Annotated in this window: 13 protein-coding genes and 1 tRNA gene; 5 read left to right on the top strand and 9 right to left on the bottom strand. The window is 51.7% G+C overall.

The features are described from left to right. Positions 1 to 267, bottom strand: a 267-nt coding sequence (locus AC27K1_RS20315; RefSeq protein ID WP_487152620.1) for a nucleoid-associated protein, incomplete at its 3' end; no start/stop codon positions are given. A gap of 587 nt (positions 268 to 854) precedes the next feature. Between AC27K1_RS20315 and AC27K1_RS20310 the strand changes: the two genes are divergently transcribed. Continuing rightward, complete coding sequence (locus AC27K1_RS20310; RefSeq protein ID WP_487152619.1) at positions 855 to 2,657, top strand: phenylacyl-CoA dehydrogenase; 1,803 nt, start codon at positions 855 to 857, stop codon at positions 2,655 to 2,657. Positions 2,658 to 2,720: 63 nt separating this feature from the next. On the opposite strand, the gene AC27K1_RS20305 is transcribed toward AC27K1_RS20310, so the two are convergent. Further along, positions 2,721 to 2,981, bottom strand: coding sequence for a hypothetical protein (locus AC27K1_RS20305; RefSeq protein ID WP_395180021.1), 261 nt, complete (start codon positions 2,979 to 2,981; stop codon positions 2,721 to 2,723). 323 nt (positions 2,982 to 3,304) lie between these two features. Continuing rightward, positions 3,305 to 3,649 (bottom strand): N(4)-acetylcytidine aminohydrolase, encoded by a 345-nt coding sequence (gene yqfB, locus AC27K1_RS20300; RefSeq protein WP_487152618.1) that lies wholly within the window; start codon positions 3,647 to 3,649, stop codon positions 3,305 to 3,307. 231 nt (positions 3,650 to 3,880) lie between these two features. Between yqfB and AC27K1_RS20295 the strand changes: the two genes are divergently transcribed. Next, on the top strand, positions 3,881 to 5,674 hold the full coding sequence (locus tag AC27K1_RS20295) for an acyl-CoA dehydrogenase C-terminal domain-containing protein (RefSeq protein WP_487152617.1): 1,794 nt from the start codon (positions 3,881 to 3,883) through the stop codon (positions 5,672 to 5,674). 94 nt (positions 5,675 to 5,768) lie between these two features. Here AC27K1_RS20295 and AC27K1_RS20290 read toward each other — a convergent pair whose 3' ends face one another. From AC27K1_RS20290 to AC27K1_RS20265, 6 genes are all read right to left on the bottom strand, one after another. Next, positions 5,769 to 6,059 (bottom strand): hypothetical protein, encoded by a 291-nt coding sequence (locus AC27K1_RS20290; protein ID WP_487152616.1) that lies wholly within the window; start codon positions 6,057 to 6,059, stop codon positions 5,769 to 5,771. A 139-nt stretch (positions 6,060 to 6,198) separates the two neighbouring features. After that, the gene (locus AC27K1_RS20285; protein ID WP_487152615.1) at positions 6,199 to 6,831 is read right to left on the bottom strand and encodes an endonuclease; all 633 of its coding nucleotides are present in this window, start codon (positions 6,829 to 6,831) and stop codon (positions 6,199 to 6,201) included. A gap of 322 nt (positions 6,832 to 7,153) precedes the next feature. Beyond that, complete coding sequence (locus AC27K1_RS20280; protein ID WP_487152614.1) at positions 7,154 to 9,952, bottom strand: response regulator; 2,799 nt, start codon at positions 9,950 to 9,952, stop codon at positions 7,154 to 7,156. Between the two features lie 13 nt (positions 9,953 to 9,965). Continuing rightward, on the bottom strand, positions 9,966 to 10,517 hold the full coding sequence (locus AC27K1_RS20275) for a YfiR family protein (RefSeq protein ID WP_487152613.1): 552 nt from the start codon (positions 10,515 to 10,517) through the stop codon (positions 9,966 to 9,968). A 27-nt stretch (positions 10,518 to 10,544) separates the two neighbouring features. Further along, positions 10,545 to 12,641, bottom strand: coding sequence for a TonB-dependent receptor plug domain-containing protein (locus AC27K1_RS20270; protein ID WP_487152612.1), 2,097 nt, complete (start codon positions 12,639 to 12,641; stop codon positions 10,545 to 10,547). A 168-nt stretch (positions 12,642 to 12,809) separates the two neighbouring features. Continuing rightward, positions 12,810 to 12,886 (bottom strand) — tRNA-Ile (locus AC27K1_RS20265). Between the two features lie 197 nt (positions 12,887 to 13,083). On the opposite strand from AC27K1_RS20265, the gene AC27K1_RS20260 reads away from it, so the two are divergent. From AC27K1_RS20260 to yciH, 3 genes are all read left to right on the top strand, one after another. Beyond that, on the top strand, positions 13,084 to 13,737 hold the full coding sequence (locus AC27K1_RS20260) for a transglutaminase-like cysteine peptidase (protein WP_487152611.1): 654 nt from the start codon (positions 13,084 to 13,086) through the stop codon (positions 13,735 to 13,737). Positions 13,738 to 13,856: 119 nt separating this feature from the next. Continuing rightward, a complete protein-coding gene (locus AC27K1_RS20255) occupies positions 13,857 to 14,909 on the top strand; it encodes a DUF2333 family protein (RefSeq protein ID WP_487152610.1) in 1,053 nt (350 codons plus the stop codon). Between the two features lie 23 nt (positions 14,910 to 14,932). Further along, complete coding sequence (yciH, locus tag AC27K1_RS20250) at positions 14,933 to 15,256, top strand: stress response translation initiation inhibitor YciH (protein ID WP_487152609.1); 324 nt, start codon at positions 14,933 to 14,935, stop codon at positions 15,254 to 15,256. Positions 15,257 to 15,299 lie beyond the last annotated feature (43 nt).

Raw genomic sequence — 15,299 nt, 5'->3', positions numbered from 1 at the left:
CTCAGTGATAGCCTTAAAGGTGTTGTCATCAATCGTATTATCATGGTATTCACGGAAATCGGTAGGAAAAGTAAATGGGGAGTTTTCCTTGAAAGTTCCGTATACAGCAGAGTTTTCTTTTCTACTGAACAGAGATACGAGGCTAGATACAAGGCGAATGACAACTTCGGAAGAGCTATCTAATAGATCTTCACCTGCTTGTGAAGTGCATTCTTTGGTCTTTTGCTCTTTGATTAGCTTATGAATAATAGCGTGATGTATCTGCATTGAATTATCTGTCCATGTAATTTGGTGGTCTTATATATTCGTGGCAAATAATAAACATTGATCTAAGCCATATAAAACCCTTTAAAAGCCAACCTCCCCCTTGTGCTGCCTTAATCTGCGACGGTCGTCAGTTGGTTGAGGGAAAATCCTACCGCTACTACAGCCCCGCTTGTTACTGGGACAAACACGGCAACGTGCGTTCGATCAAGTCCGTGGGGTTGACCAACACTTAGAACCTGTCGGAACTCCCGGCATTCAACCACCAGTCATTTAAACCAGAAGGAGAATAAAAAGTTACCAGACTTATCCCCAATTCCCTTTGCAGGTATAGCTATCAGAATCTGGTGCAGACGGAGTAATAACACTGATTCCAGAGCTGTTGTGCGGGTCGAAATATAGCAAGTCCATCTAGGTGAAAATGCCTATTTTGTTGTGGAATGCCCTTGACACGGGCTACACTCATACGTAAGTTTCAAACACTTGTTTAAATACGCTATCTACTACAGCCGTAAATAAGAACAGTCTTCAGGTAATGACCGCTCCGGTGGTCGGAATGATTACAACGAGAATAGCCCGAGGTAGACGCTATGCCTGAGTACAAGGCCCCCCTTCGCGATATCCGCTTTGTTCGCGACGAACTGCTGAACTATCCAGAGCACTATGCCACCCTGCCCGGTGCGGAAGACGCCACTCCGGACATGGTCAACGCTATCCTGGATGAAGGTGCAAAATTCTGTGAACAGGTACTGGCGCCATTGAACCAGGTGGGGGATCAGGAAGGCTGTACCCTGACAGAAGACGGCGTGACCACACCTACAGGCTTTAAGGAAGCCTACCAGCAGTTTGTGGAAGGCGGCTGGCCGTCGCTGGCGCACAATCCTGATCACGGTGGTCAGGGCCTGCCAGAGTCGCTCAACCTGGTGATGAGCGAGATGATCGGTGAAGCCAACTGGTCTTGGGGTATGTACCCCGGCCTGAGCCATGGTGCCATGAACACCTTGAGCGCGCACGGGACGCCGGAACAGCAGGAAACCTACCTGACCAAACTGGTTTCCGGTGAATGGACTGGTACCATGTGTCTGACCGAGCCTCACTGTGGTACGGACTTGGGTATGCTCAGAACCAAGGCTGAACCGCAGGCTGATGGCACCTACAAGGTTTCCGGTACCAAGATCTTCATTTCTGCCGGTGAGCACGACATGGCAGAGAATATCGTTCATATCGTACTGGCCCGCCTCCCTGATGCGCCGGAAGGCACCAAGGGTATTTCACTGTTTATTGTTCCCAAGTGCCTGCCGAATGGCGATGGCAGTGCCGGTGAGCGGAACGCTGTCAGCTGTGGTTCCCTTGAGCACAAAATGGGTATCCACGGTAACGCGACTTGTGTCATGAACTTTGACGGCGCAACCGGTTTCCTGATCGGCCCGCCGAACAAAGGTCTGAACTGCATGTTCACCTTCATGAACACGGCGCGTCTGGGTACTGGTCTGCAAGGTTTGGCCCATGCTGAGATCGCGCATCAGGGTGCACTGCGTTATGCCCGTGAGCGTCTGCAGATGCGTGCCCTGACCGGTCCCAAGAACCCGAATGGCCCGGCGGACCCGATCATCGTTCATCCGGATGTTCGCCGGATGCTGCTGACCATCAAGGCCTTTGCCGAAGGTAACCGTGCACTGGCTTACTACGCTGCGCGCCTGGTAGACGTTCAGGCGCACAGTGAAGATGAAGAAGCCTGCAAGGCCGCTGACCAGATGCTGGGCTTCCTGACCCCGATTATCAAGGCCTTCATCACCGAAACGGGCTTTGAAGCCGCCAACCTTGGTGTTCAGTGCTACGGTGGTCATGGCTTTATCAGCGAGTGGGGTATGGAGCAGAACGTGCGTGACTGTCGTATTGCCCTGCTGTATGAAGGCACCACCGGTATCCAGGCGCTGGATCTGCTGGGTCGTAAGGTACTGATGACCCAGGGTGAATCGCTGAAAGCCTTCACCAAGGTTGTGCACAAGTTCTGCAAAGAAAACGCTGACAATGAAGACCTGAAGGAATTCATTGAGCCGCTGACAGCCCTGAACAAGGAATGGGGCGACCTGACCATGAAAGTGGGCATGGCAGCCATGAAGAACCGGGATGAAGTCGGCGCGGCATCCGTGGATTACCTGATGTACTCCGGCTACGCCTGCCTGGCCTACTTCTGGGCTGACATGGTGCGGGTTGCCAAGCAGAAGCTGGCAGAAGGCACCACGGAAGAAGGTTTCTATCAGGCCAAGGTGCAGACTGCGCAGTTCTACTTCCAGCGTATCCTGCCGCGGACCCGTACCCACAAGGCCTGCATTGAGTCTGGTGCGGATAACCTGATGGCGATGGATGAAGCTAACTTCGGTGATGTCTGATTAGCTTGATTAACGCGATATAAATGAAATAAAGGCTCCTGTTATGCAGGGGCCTTTTTTGTATCAGGGGGTTTCGTCCAGAATCGCGAAAGATAACAGGGTCACTGGCAGGCCGATCAGCAGGGCAAACCACGGCAGTGGATAACAAAGTATTAACAGCCCGGCCACCATCCAGATATGTTTCACCAGCCGTTTCTTGGCCTGATAGCGTCGGCTGAACATACGGCGGTAAAAGTGGTTGTTGTCGGGGGTACGGCAGTGCATCCAGTCCGGAAACAGGTGCTCATCCAGCCATAGCCTGAGCATTTCTAACAACAGGTGCATAGTCACTCCATCGACAGCGGTATCTTTTAATCTAGCAGTATTCCAGAGGGCTGGTGGCGGGCAGAAAACAGGCATAAAAAACGCCCCAAAAAGGGGCGTGATAAGAGAGCACAGGTTGAAGCAAAATCGTCAGCCGATGTGTTGATCAGTTCGCTGTCAACGCATTGGCTACAACAAATGCATGGCTTTACTTTAATCATCCTGCGGTAAACCGAACTTGATCTGGGTCAATGTCGAAGGTTTTATGCGGCAAGTTTCGTTTTTTCAGGCGGGAAAAGAACTGTTTTCCTGCTCATGTCTGTTATCTGCAGGCACTTAAAGCTTTAGTTGTGTGTGACTGGAACGTTGTTGGTGACGTCCAGACGGGTGAAATCGATGACAAAGAATTCTTTCTGGTCGGGGTAAATGGCCCGGATCACGGATTTCAGTTCCTCAAGCGTCATATTCTCCTGAACGGCATGCTGCTCATTCAGTGCATCGAAGTGAATGGGTGTCACGGTATTGACACGAATATGGCAGAAATACTGGTCATCCTCATTGCGGGCTACTGTCAGGATTTCGCCGGGCTGGAAATGGGATTCACTCTGGTCACGGATCGTAATGGTTTTTCGGTCGGCGAGGATATCGGACTCGAAACGGCTGAAGAAGGTGATATTGCGATAAGACATTGACGTCTATCCGGAAAGTAACGGGAGCGGGGAGGATAAACGATTCGGTATCTCCAGCTACTTGGGTTTTCCACAATCTCGACTTATGTAAAAACCTTTTTCAGACTCAAACGCCCGTTTGAAGCAGGCCTGAATGGGAGTATGATACGCATCACATACGGATAAACCGAAAAAGAAAACGGGCATCTGCACTGCGGGTGTGAAACATGACAAGAGTGTTGAGGTTGACCTATGGCGGAATACAAGGCTCCGTTGCGTGACATACGCTTTGTGTTGAACGAAGTGTTCAAGGCGGATGAACTCTGGGCCTCGCTGCCGGGACTGGCGGATGTGGTGGATGCAGAAACGGCAGATGCCATCTTGGAAGAGGGCGCCAAACTGACCGCCCGCGAACTGGCACCGCTGAACCGTTCCGGCGATGAAGAAGGGGCTCGCTGGGATAATGGTGACGTCACCACACCGGAAGGCTTTAAGGAAGCCTTTGCGACCTACGCGGAAGGGGGCTGGGTCGGCCTTGCGGGTAATCCGGAATATGGCGGCATGGGCATGCCGAAGATGCTTTCTGTACAGTTCGAAGAGATGATGTACAGTGCCAACAACTCTTTCACCCTATATCCCACGCTGACCGCCGGCGCTTGCCTGGCCTTGAATGCTCACGCATCTGATGAACTCAAGGAAGCGTATCTACCGAATATGTATGCCGGTGTCTGGTCTGGATCAATGTGTCTGACCGAGCCGCATTCAGGTACGGATCTCGGCATTATTCGCACCAAGGCCGAGCCTCAGGCCGATGGCAGCTATAGCGTGACCGGCACCAAGATCTTCATCACCGGTGGCGAACACGATCTCAACGAAAATATTATCCATCTGGTGCTGGCCAAACTGCCGGATGCGCCTAAGGGACCTCGTGGTATTTCCCTGTTCCTGGTACCCAAGATCCTTGTGAATGAAGATGGTTCGCTGGGTGAACGCAATGGTGTCAGCTGTGGTTCCATTGAGCATAAGATGGGGATCAAGGCATCCGCTACCTGTGTTATGAACTTTGATAGCGCCAAGGGATACCTTGTCGGTGAAGTGAACAAGGGCCTGGCTGCCATGTTCACAATGATGAACTATGAGCGGCTGTCCATTGGTATTCAGGGGCTGGGTTGCTCTGAAATGAGTTACCAGAGCGCTCTTGAATATGCCAAAGAGCGTATTCAGGGTCGTTCCGCGACCGGTGCAACTCAGCCCGATAAGGCCGCTGACCCCATTCTTGTTCACCCTGATGTTCGTCGTATGTTGCTGAATATCAAGGCGACCACTGAGGCGGGACGTGCTTTCTCCACCTATGTGGCGAAACAGCTGGATATGTCCAAGTACAGCGAAAATGCGGATGAGAAGGCCAGTGCCGAAGCGTTGGTTGCGTTGCTGACCCCGATCGCTAAAGCCTTCTTTACCGATGTTGGTCTTGAGAACTGTATTCAGGGTCAACAGGTATTCGGTGGTCACGGCTATATCCGCGAATGGGGACAGGAACAGTTAGTCCGTGATGTCCGTATTGCCCAGATTTATGAAGGGACCAACGGTATTCAGGCACTGGATCTCATGGGGCGGAAGACCGTTGCTAACGGCGGCAAGTTCTTCGCAGGCTTTGCCCGTGAGGTGAAGACGTTCCTTGAGTCCAGCAACACCGGCAAAATGGCTGAGTTCAATGCTCCTTTAGCGGATGCGATGAAGAACCTGGAAACCCTGACGGCCTGGGTTATCGACAATGCAGCCAATAACCCGAATGAAGTGGGTGCGGCATCTGTCGAATACCTCCATGTCTTCGGTTATACCGCTTATGCCTACATGTGGGCATTGATGGCGAAAACCGCGCAGGATCAACTGGCTGCAGGTACTGAGGAAGAGTCTTTCTATCTCGGTAAGTTGACCACCGCCCGTTATTTCTACAAGCGGCTGTTGCCGCGCATTCACAGTCTGTCACAGGCGGTGATGTCCGGTGCTGATCCTCTCTTTGAATTGGGTGATGATCAGTTCTGAGATTCGTGTCAGAGATAATGAAAAAGGAGATCATATAGATCTCCTTTTTTCTTGGGACACCGAAACGCTTTCTTCTAATTGGAAAACATATTCATTAGTTGTGGCGATATTCAGAGAGCATTCTTTGAGTGAATAACAACGAGTTTTCCAGCAGTTCAGCTTCCTCGGTAAGGCTGCTGACAATTAACCTGGCCTGCCTGGCAGCAAAGTCCTGGGCTGACATAGTTGTATATGATAGAGGCTGTCTTTTTTCAGATGATGATTGTGAAGCTGCTTCTATCACCGCTATGGGAGTAAGTTTGATCACATTGCTGTAAGGCGCAGCAGTTACAGTAAATGTTGTAGAAGTTAGCAGCGCCATTGCTAAATGTCTGGTTAACGGCATGCAGGCACCTTTGTTTTCGGGTGATGGTTGTTTTCTACAACAGGCCACTGATGTACCAAAGATTGCTGGAATGAGAGAACGTATCAGATAAGGTTATCGTTGATTTAAACGGGTTCTTTAGGAGGGAGTGCCCGGGAATTTATTCCCGGGATGTCAGTTGTTCAGCCAGTTTCGGATTATCAATAAACCGGTTTCTATTGCCCTGTAAGGTCGCAATAATGTTATTGCGCTCAAGTTCTTGGGTATCCGGTTGATCTATGTCGTTCCATGCCTGCAAGGTTGTAAGGGGGGCTTGCAGTGGCAGGGCGTACTGCTCATGCATGTACAACAATGCACGGGCGATGTCACCTTTTAGGGTATCCTCAGGTTCAAGGGTCAAGTAATCATGCATGAGTGAGCAGTTTGGCAATAGTGGGCTAGCGTCGTTGCGAACATTGCCAAACATCGTATCACGTCGTTTTAGTTCAACGCGGGTCATGACGGGATAGACGTTATGCAGATCCGTCAGAATAGCTCGGTAGCGTTCGTTTTCACGTTGGCATTCGCTATTGGTTCGGCACTGCAGTTCTTCGCGCACCACTTTCAGGGAATAGATATAGCCAGCGGTGAGTCGGTTACTTTTGCGGGTGAAAGGCTGGTTGCAGAAAAGTGTCTTACCACCATCCTGATACAGGCTTTGCCAGAAAACACTATCTTTGTCGTTAAGGTTGCTCTCGGCATAGGACGCAGACGAGGTAAGGAGCAACATCAACCCGATTATTTTTATTTTCATAGGTTGACCATCCTGACGGTCGGAACGGTTTCGCTGTTCAGTCTATCAGCAGTTCGCTTCGGGAGGAAAGAGATGCGAAGAATATAAGAAAAACAGCATGTTGCATTTTTCTGTGACCGTTAATATCAATTTCTTTACAGCTTATAAGTGTCGGCTATATTTAAGGTTAGTCAGACGATATACAGGGACGTAGCCGCAAGGAAGCGCGGGTTACTAAAGCAGGAATGCACCAGGGAAACGTCTGACCTACTTGCCTCGCTTATGCGGGGTTTTTTGTGCCTGTCATTTAGCAGTGAATAAAGAGGGTTGAAGATCAAATCACTCAGTTATTCAGGGAGTTTTTGAGTTCTTCACAGGTAGCCTGGAAAATGGTTTCCAGTTTCTTCAGCAGGGGGCGTACTTCGCCCAGGTTTTTCTCCCGTCCACTTTTTTCCAGCTGGCTGGCCAGTTCGCCCAGGCGATCAGCACCCAGGTTCTGGCTGCTGGATTTTAATGTGTGGGATGCCCGGGTAAACACTTTAATATCCATATTTCGCGCAGCGTTCAGTGTGTCCTGAACCAGCTTGGGAGAGTCCTCAAGATAACTGTTGATCAACAGGTCAAACTCTTCTTCCATGACCATGCGCAGTTGCTCAAGAGTCTCCTGGTTGAGTAAGGGCTTTTCATGCAGATTATCATTCTGGTCATCGGCATGTTGCTCCACCATAACGGATTGCTCCTTTTCTTCCGGGGATTCCAGCCACTTTATCAGCATATCTTTCAGTACATCTGCCTTGATCGGTTTGCTGAGATAATCGTCCATACCGGCCGCCAGGCATTTTTCCCGGTCACCCTCCATGGCGTTTGCCGTCATGGCGACAATCGGGGTGTGGCGTTGCTGACCCTGTTCCAGTTGCCGAATGTGCCCTGTGGCTTCGTAGCCGCTCATTTCCGGCATCTGGCAGTCCATTAGAACCAGGTCGTAATGCTTGTTTTGCCAGGCTTCGACGGCAAGACGACCATTTTCAGCGACATCTGCCGTCAGGCCCGCTTTCTTGAGCATGGCCAGGGCAACCTTCTGATTGACGATATTGTCCTCAACCAGAAGCAGTGACGTATGTTCACTGAAGATATCCTGACTTTCTTTGGGTGCGTTCTGTTTCTGAACCGGTTGATCAACGTTCTGGTTACCCATGACTTGCCGGGTCAGCTTAAGCAGTTGGGCCTGTCGGTAGGGCTTGGTCAGGGCGCCTGCCAGGAAAGCGTCCCGGCGCTCCTGCTCGGACATATGCCCTGTGGATGTCAGCATGATGCGATGGGTTTTATGCAGCTGACTGTCGGCCTCAATGGTTTTGGATACGGTGATGCCATCTATCCCCGGCATTTGCATATCAAGATAGATAATGTCGAAAGGGCGTCCGGCGATGATGGCGTCGCGCATCTTGTCGAGCGCCCGTTCGCCATTTTCTGCTTCGGCGTGGTCGATGCCCCAGGCGGTCAGGTAGTGTTTGAGAATATCCCGGTTAGTCTTGTTGTCATCCACGATCAGTGCATAGGTGCCGGTGAGGTCCTGGGAGGTTGTGCTGTCTGAAGTGTCCTGCTGCTCTGAAACCGGTAAATCGACATCAAAGAAAAAGCAGGAACCTTTGTTTAATTCACTGGTGATCTGTAGCTTTCCCCCCATCAGCTCAACCAGTTGCCGGGATATGGTCAATCCAAGGCCGGTGCCGCCAAATTTACGGGTTGTGGAACCATCGGCCTGTGTAAACGGGGTAAACAATTTGGGAATGACATCCGGAGCGATACCAATGCCGGTATCTCGCACCTCAAACCGGACGCGGGCGACATTGTCATCATTGCTGATCAGTAGAACTCTGACAACAACCTCACCTTTCTCCGTAAACTTGACCGCATTGCCCAGCAGGTTGGTCAGTATCTGACGGAGGCGAACCGGATCAGCCTTAAGCTTGTGAGGTAGCTTTACGTCCGTATAACAGCCCAGCTCTATACGTTTTTCACGGGCTTTGCTGGCCAGAAGGGCAGAGACATCCTCTGCCAGCGCGCCTATCTGTGTGTCGATCTGCTCCAGTTCCAGCTTGCCGGCTTCAATCTTGGAGAAGTCCAGAATATCGTTGATGATCCCCAGCAGTGCATCGGCAGAACCGTAGGCGGTTTCCAGGTAATCCAGCTGACTGTTATCCAGTTCGGTGTCCCGAAGGAGTTCCAGCATACCCAGGACCCCATTCATCGGGGTGCGGATTTCATGGCTCATGTTGGCCAGAAAGGCGCTTTTGGCTTTGGCGGCTTCAAGGGCAACTTCTTTTGCCTCAGTTGCATCGCTGATGGCATGTTTCAGGTTTTCATTGGCAAGATTGAGTGCCGTGGTGCGCAGTTCAACGGTCTTTTCCAGTTCTTCGCGATGAACGCTGAGCTGTTCGTCGCGCTTGCGAATCTGCTCCAGCATTTCATTGAAACGTTCATAAAGCTGCCCAATTTCGTCATCACTCTGCTTCTCCAGGGTGCTGACGTAAATCTGGCAGGTTGAGACCTGTTTCATGGTATCGGCGAGTCGGACAATGGGTTTTGATATGACTTTTTGCAGCCGATGTGCCGCCAGGTACGAAAAAATGATGGCAAGAATGGCAATCATCAGGGCGGCGAGCAGGTTCAGGGTCATCTGCTGCTTGAGTACCGCCAGGTCGGCCCGGATAACAACGGTACCTATCAAGTCGTTACCGTAGTAAATGGGACCTGCCACATCCATCCATTCATCCTGAATATCAACGGACGTGGTTTCATACAGGGAAGGGGTGATGCGGGATTTTGGATTACCGTCACGAAAGAAACTGGCGAGAATAATGCCGTCTCGTCCAATCAGGTGCGCTTCCTCGACGGATTTGATGCCATGGAGGGTACTGATATGTTGTCTGGAAAGATTGGCGTCACCGGCGTGTACGGACATCGCACTGTTACGGCTGATGACTTCGACGAGGTTTTGAATCCGTTCCGTCATGGCATCCCGTGATTTAACATAATCACTGACGCTGTAGACGAGCAGGGTTATCAGCAGGCCAATCTCTGCTGTTGTCATCATGGCGTAACGAAGCTTACGCTCTATGGAACCCCTGCCGAATGTGAACATCCTGTTCTTTCGCTTATCGAATAACCCGGGCGATCTTCATTAACTGGGAACTGACAACAAAGCCGCCTGCCTTGGCCGCCGGCAGGTTCAGTGTGAAACTGACCCTGTTGCTTTCCCTGACCAGCTCCACCATGCCGCCCTGTTTGGCGAAATCCTTGATATCACTGACAGTCAGGACAGGTGTGCTCCTTAATGAGTTTAGAACATGTTCAAGCTGCTTTTTCGCGCTCTCATTGACAAACAGCAGGTTACAGACTGAGGTCTTGCGATCGAAGGTCGTCAGAATAGTTACGTCAATCGTTTGACTCATATTCTTTCGGCCTTTCAGTGAGGCGACGTAGGTATTCAGGGGGTCTTTCCCCAGCATGCAAATTGTCAGTGTGTCCGTCCGTGCTGTTCGGGGCCACTGAATAAAGCGGGTCATTTTATAGAGGATGGCCGCCTTGACCCGGTCCTCCTGCACTGGCGCCGCCTCCGGGCGCGTGCTGACCAGGTTGGCTGCGATGATGCAGAGAAACAGGGCAATGAGCCGTAACCCCTGAAACGGGCTTTTAGTGGGCTTCATGGCCTGAATTGCCTCCGGGCTGGCAGGTTAGTACTGCCAGCTGACCTGCCCGTAGACGCTTCGGGGAACCTCGGTGCTGGCGATGCCGGTGAAGGTGTCGAGATATTCCGGATGCTGGCTGTCCAAAAGGTTTTGGCCGACGATGGAGAATTCGAAATCACCCACGCGTTTGGCAATGCGGATATCGGCGGTCACGAAGGATGGGACGCCAACACCCTGTACGTTGTCCTGGTAACGAAGCCAGAGGTCGAGTTCCCAGTTTTCGGCAAGGTTATGGCGGGACATGAGGCTCATGTTGTGTTCTGCCGTTGTCGTTTCAAATACCGGTTCAATGGTAGTGGTGACGGCGTTGTTATCGGTTGCTTGCAGATCGATTTGGAGGAAACCATAGGCCAGTTTCAACTTCCAGTTATCCTTGACCTGCCAATCGGCTGCTATCTCAAAACCGTAACCATCGCCTTCCATGGCGTTGTCGATCATCACTGGAAAATAAAAGGGGGCAGTGAAACTAAGGCTCGGTTGACATAGCGGTGATGGCGGTGGTCCTGGTAGAAAACCGGAAATATCTGTCATACCCAGTTCTTCGCAGGTAGTCTGGCTGGTTGCTGCCAGGTTTTTGTAATGATTCAGGAAAACAGTGGTATCGATAGTCAGTGTTTCACTGAATATACGGCGATAACCGAGTTCATAGGAGTACAGTGTTTCTGATTCAAGCTCGTTATTACCTGCAAAAGCGACAAAAGTATTGGCGGCATGCTCTTGAAACCCGTACACCTCAGAATCCGATTCTGCAATAGACGGTGTCCTGACTGACTTGGAAACGGCTGCCCAGAAAGATTGTTCAGCATCCGGAGTAAAGATAACGCGTGCATTGGGCTGGATTTCATCTCCGGTGAACTCGTTGTTCTCAAACCGGGAACTGAGCGTCATGCGCCAGCGGTCGGGCACCAGGGTAATTTCATCCTGGATAAAGGCGCTGTAAAGCTCGGTGGTGCGTGAGCGTGGATCAAAATCGACGAACTGGCCGGTGTAGACTTTGTTATCGACTTTCCGGTATCCGAGTCCCCAGATGATTTCCTGACGCTCCGTGAGTGGGAAGCGGTGTTGGAAATCCATATCCCAGGTATCACGATGGCGGGGCGCCCGGATGCTGCTGTTTTCATAACGGTCATAATAGAACTGGGTAATGGTTTCTGAATCGTCCGAGATCTTATGGGTCCAGCGTCCCAGCAGGTTGCCGCCGGACTGCCTGTTGGACGGCGAAACAAAGGCCGAGGTGCCAGTCGTGCGGTCAAAAGTCTTTACGGTCGCGTTGGTGTGGCCCTTGTACAGGTCACCCTGGAGCGTCACGAAATCTTCAGCTGTTTTATCCCAGTCAATCCTGAAACCGGTGCGGTTTATGTGCCAGCGGTCATCGACGCTGGATACGGTATCCAGCCCGATGTCCGAATTATTCGCGGCCGTTGTTGAGTTCATCGGTTCCTGACTGTCGCGGTCATTGTACTTGTAGTAGACACGATAATAGGCGCTGTCACCCAGTTCTCCACCGTAGCGGAAACTGCCAAAACCCTCCTCATAGCTGCCGGCGCCAACCTCAACATAAGCACCCTGGGTTTCTGCGGCGGGGCGGGTCATGATGTTGATGACACCATTCACCGCGTTGGACCCCCATAGTGCGGCGCCTGGCCCCCTGATGACCTCAATCCGGTCAATATCGGCCAGCACCAGGTCCTGGATGTCCCAGGTGACCCCGGAATAGAGCGGAGTGTAAACGGAGCGACCGTCAATCAACACCAGCAGCTTGTTGGAAAAGACGCTGTTGAATCCCCGGGAGCTGATCGACCAGTTATTGCTGTTGACCTTGGAGACCTGGAGTCCGGGCACCATGCGAAGGAGGTCGGGAATCGTTTTGGCGCCACTGCGGCGGATGTCTTCCTGGGTAATGGCATAAATTGCTGCGGCGGATTCAAGAATACTCTGGGATTTTTTCGATACTGATGTCACTTCCAGGGATACCAGCTCTTCAAGGCTCATATCCAGAAAGTCATCTTCAGCGATGGCATTGGGTACAGAGAAGAGAGAACAGAGTGCTACAGCCAGTCCGGTTTTATTGAATGTATTCATAATGTGGCAGCTCCCTGGCCAGCATTTTTTATATTAAGAATCCTTTTTAAAAATCTAGACCATATTTCTTTTTGCACCAGTTTAAGCGCGACGAGCAAGACACGAAGCGTTTCAGAGAAATAAATGGAATAAAAACAGAAGGGAAAGACAGGTATAAAAAAGCGTGAATGGTGGGCCCAGTAGGACTTGAACCTACGACCTGCCGATTATGAGTCGGATGCTCTAACCAACTGAGCTATGGGCCCGCGCGGCGAGATTATACGCATACTGAAACGTCGATGCCATACCCGTGATCATGTTTGGGGCAGAGAATGCTGTCGGTTTTTTTGAATTCCGCAGGCGCAAGTGATCAAAAAATCATGAATAAAGGCAATTTTCTGACCGTGCCAAAATTTGGACTATATTTTTCCTAGGGATAGCTGTCACATGGAGTGTGTATCCTTTGAGAAGTATCGCATTAGTCCTGTATGGGTTGTTAGGGCTTGTTGGTAGTGCGATTGCCAATGATTCCAGAACCGGTAGCAATGCCGAAATCTCCCCCCGGGCACAAGAAAAAATCGCCGAATGGCATCAGTTTGTCGACCATCTTCGTCAGCAGGCGGAAGACACGCAACTGGACCAGGCCAACCGTTTCTTCAACAAGCTGACCTTTGTCAACGACATCAAGCTCTGGAAAAAGGAAGACTACTGGGCCTCACCGCAGGAAATGCTGGCGCGGGGCGCGGGGGACTGTGAAGACTACGCCATAGCCAAGTTTTTCACCCTGAAACGGGCGGGGGTTGATGAACGCCGCATGCGGCTTGCCTATGTCCGTTCCCTGACCCTGAACCAGGCGCACATGGTGCTTCTGGTGACCCCGAGGCACGGCGGCCCCGCCCTGGTGCTGGATAACCTGGAAGCCGGAATCCGGCCTGTCACGGAACGGGATGACCTGATGCCGGTCTATGCCTTCAATTCCAGTGACCTCTGGATGCTGGACCGGAATTTTAATGAACGCTGGGTGGCTCCATCCTCCAGGGTCGGCGCATGGCGGGTATTCCGGGAACGGGCAAGCGAGTTCTTTACCGATATGCCGGCCGCGGGTCGTTACCCCTGAATCCCTGGCGGGAAGGTTGGCTAATCCCGCATATTCTTTCTCCTGATGCTAGTGGTTCTCCCCGAGTTTGCCCATAATAGCGAAACTCGGGGAAGGCCTGTCAGAACAAAGGAGAAATCATGTCACTGGACAGATTCAAGGAGCGGTGTTCGGGAGCTGCCAGTTATCTGCGCAATCCGTTTGCCGGCCACAAAGCGGTTAATGTGCTGATCATTACCCTGATCACCCTTTTCATCCTGGTCAATGTGGTTCTCGGGATTTACTGGAGCCGTGAGCCGGACCTGCTCAATGTCAGACAGGAAGCGGCGCAGAAAGCGCAGGCAATGAGCCGCGAGGTTGTGCCGGGCTTTACCTCAACGACAACCGCCATTCGGATTGGTGAAACCCTGTTAGACAAACCGGGTGGATACCTGCGCAACGACATCATGCCGCCCAGCGTGCTGCTCGATAACATGCCCAACTGGGAACTGGGCGCCCTGGTTCAGCTGCGGGACTTTACCCGCGCACTGCGTAAAGAATTCAGCCGTTCACAGTCCCAGTCCAGGGAAGATGCGGACCTGGCGATCGCCGAACCGCAATTCAACTTTGATTCCAATAGTTGGGCGCTTCCATCCAGTGAAGGCGAATACCGTCGTGGTATTAATCGTCTGGACAGTTACCTCGGGCGACTGTCTGATCCTGGCGATCCGGCACAGTTCTATGCCCGGGCGGATAACCTGACCGATTGGCTGAAGGATGTTGAAACCCGTCTCGGCTCATTGTCCCAACGTTTGAGCGCCAGTGTTGGCAAGTCTCGGCTGAATACCGATCTGGCCGGTGATGCAGAGGCCGTACAGTCGACCCCCAGTGAATCAGAAGTTGTTGTCAAAACGCCCTGGTACAAGATTGATGATATTTTCTATGAGGCTCGCGGTACCTCATGGGCGTTGATTGCACTGTTGAGCGCCGTGGAAGTGGATTTCGCCGATGTGCTGGAAAAGAAAAACGCCCGGGTCAGCCTGCGACAGATTATTCGCGAACTGCGTGAAACCCAGGAGCCTTTGGGCAGTCCAATCATTTTGAATGGGGATGGTTTTGGTATTCTCGCTAATCACTCCCTGGTAATGGCGAACTACATTTCCCGCGCCAATGCCGCGATCATTGATTTACGCAGATTGCTTGAGCAGGGGTAACCCTGCCTTGAGGATGTGATGGTATGAGTAAGAACAGCAGGCTGGTGTATTCCACGGACCAGGGACGTATCCGCGAGGAAAAGCCTGGGGAAGTCCTTCCCGAAACAGACGGCATTGTTCGTGTAAGGCCGGAGAAAAAAGGCCGTGGTGGTAAGACGGTCACGGTGATTACCGGTTTACCCATGACCGGCAATGACCTGAAAGCGTTAGCCAAACAGCTCAAAAAGCGCTGTGGCGGTGGTGGTGCCGTCAAGGATGGCAATATTGAGTTACAGGGTGATCATGTCGAAGTCATGGTCGCGGAGCTGACGAAGCTGGGTTATCAGGCTAAGCGATCTGGTGGGTAATCCGGTCAGTCATAATATGCCCCTGTCGTACAAACAGGGGCAG

Source organism: Kistimonas ophiarachnellae, from assembly GCF_057552235.1.
This window is presented reverse-complemented; position numbering and strand designations above follow the sequence as displayed.

What these genes read in the sequence shown, in the direction of transcription:
- AC27K1_RS20275 (WP_487152613.1), bottom strand. Translation starts at nt 10,517, where the DNA reads ATGAAGCCCACTAAAAGCCCGTTTCAGGGGTTACGGCTCATTGCCCTG.
- AC27K1_RS20295 (WP_487152617.1), top strand. Translation starts at nt 3,881, where the DNA reads ATGGCGGAATACAAGGCTCCGTTGCGTGACATACGCTTTGTGTTGAAC.
- AC27K1_RS20255 (WP_487152610.1), top strand. Translation starts at nt 13,857, where the DNA reads ATGTCACTGGACAGATTCAAGGAGCGGTGTTCGGGAGCTGCCAGTTAT.
- AC27K1_RS20310 (WP_487152619.1), top strand. Translation starts at nt 855, where the DNA reads ATGCCTGAGTACAAGGCCCCCCTTCGCGATATCCGCTTTGTTCGCGAC.
- AC27K1_RS20285 (WP_487152615.1), bottom strand. Translation starts at nt 6,831, where the DNA reads ATGAAAATAAAAATAATCGGGTTGATGTTGCTCCTTACCTCGTCTGCG.
- AC27K1_RS20270 (WP_487152612.1), bottom strand. Translation starts at nt 12,641, where the DNA reads ATGAATACATTCAATAAAACCGGACTGGCTGTAGCACTCTGTTCTCTC.
- AC27K1_RS20280 (WP_487152614.1), bottom strand. Translation starts at nt 9,952, where the DNA reads ATGTTCACATTCGGCAGGGGTTCCATAGAGCGTAAGCTTCGTTACGCC.
- yciH (WP_487152609.1), top strand. Translation starts at nt 14,933, where the DNA reads ATGAGTAAGAACAGCAGGCTGGTGTATTCCACGGACCAGGGACGTATC.
- yqfB (WP_487152618.1), bottom strand. Translation starts at nt 3,649, where the DNA reads ATGTCTTATCGCAATATCACCTTCTTCAGCCGTTTCGAGTCCGATATC.
- AC27K1_RS20290 (WP_487152616.1), bottom strand. Translation starts at nt 6,059, where the DNA reads ATGCCGTTAACCAGACATTTAGCAATGGCGCTGCTAACTTCTACAACA.
- AC27K1_RS20305 (WP_395180021.1), bottom strand. Translation starts at nt 2,981, where the DNA reads ATGCACCTGTTGTTAGAAATGCTCAGGCTATGGCTGGATGAGCACCTG.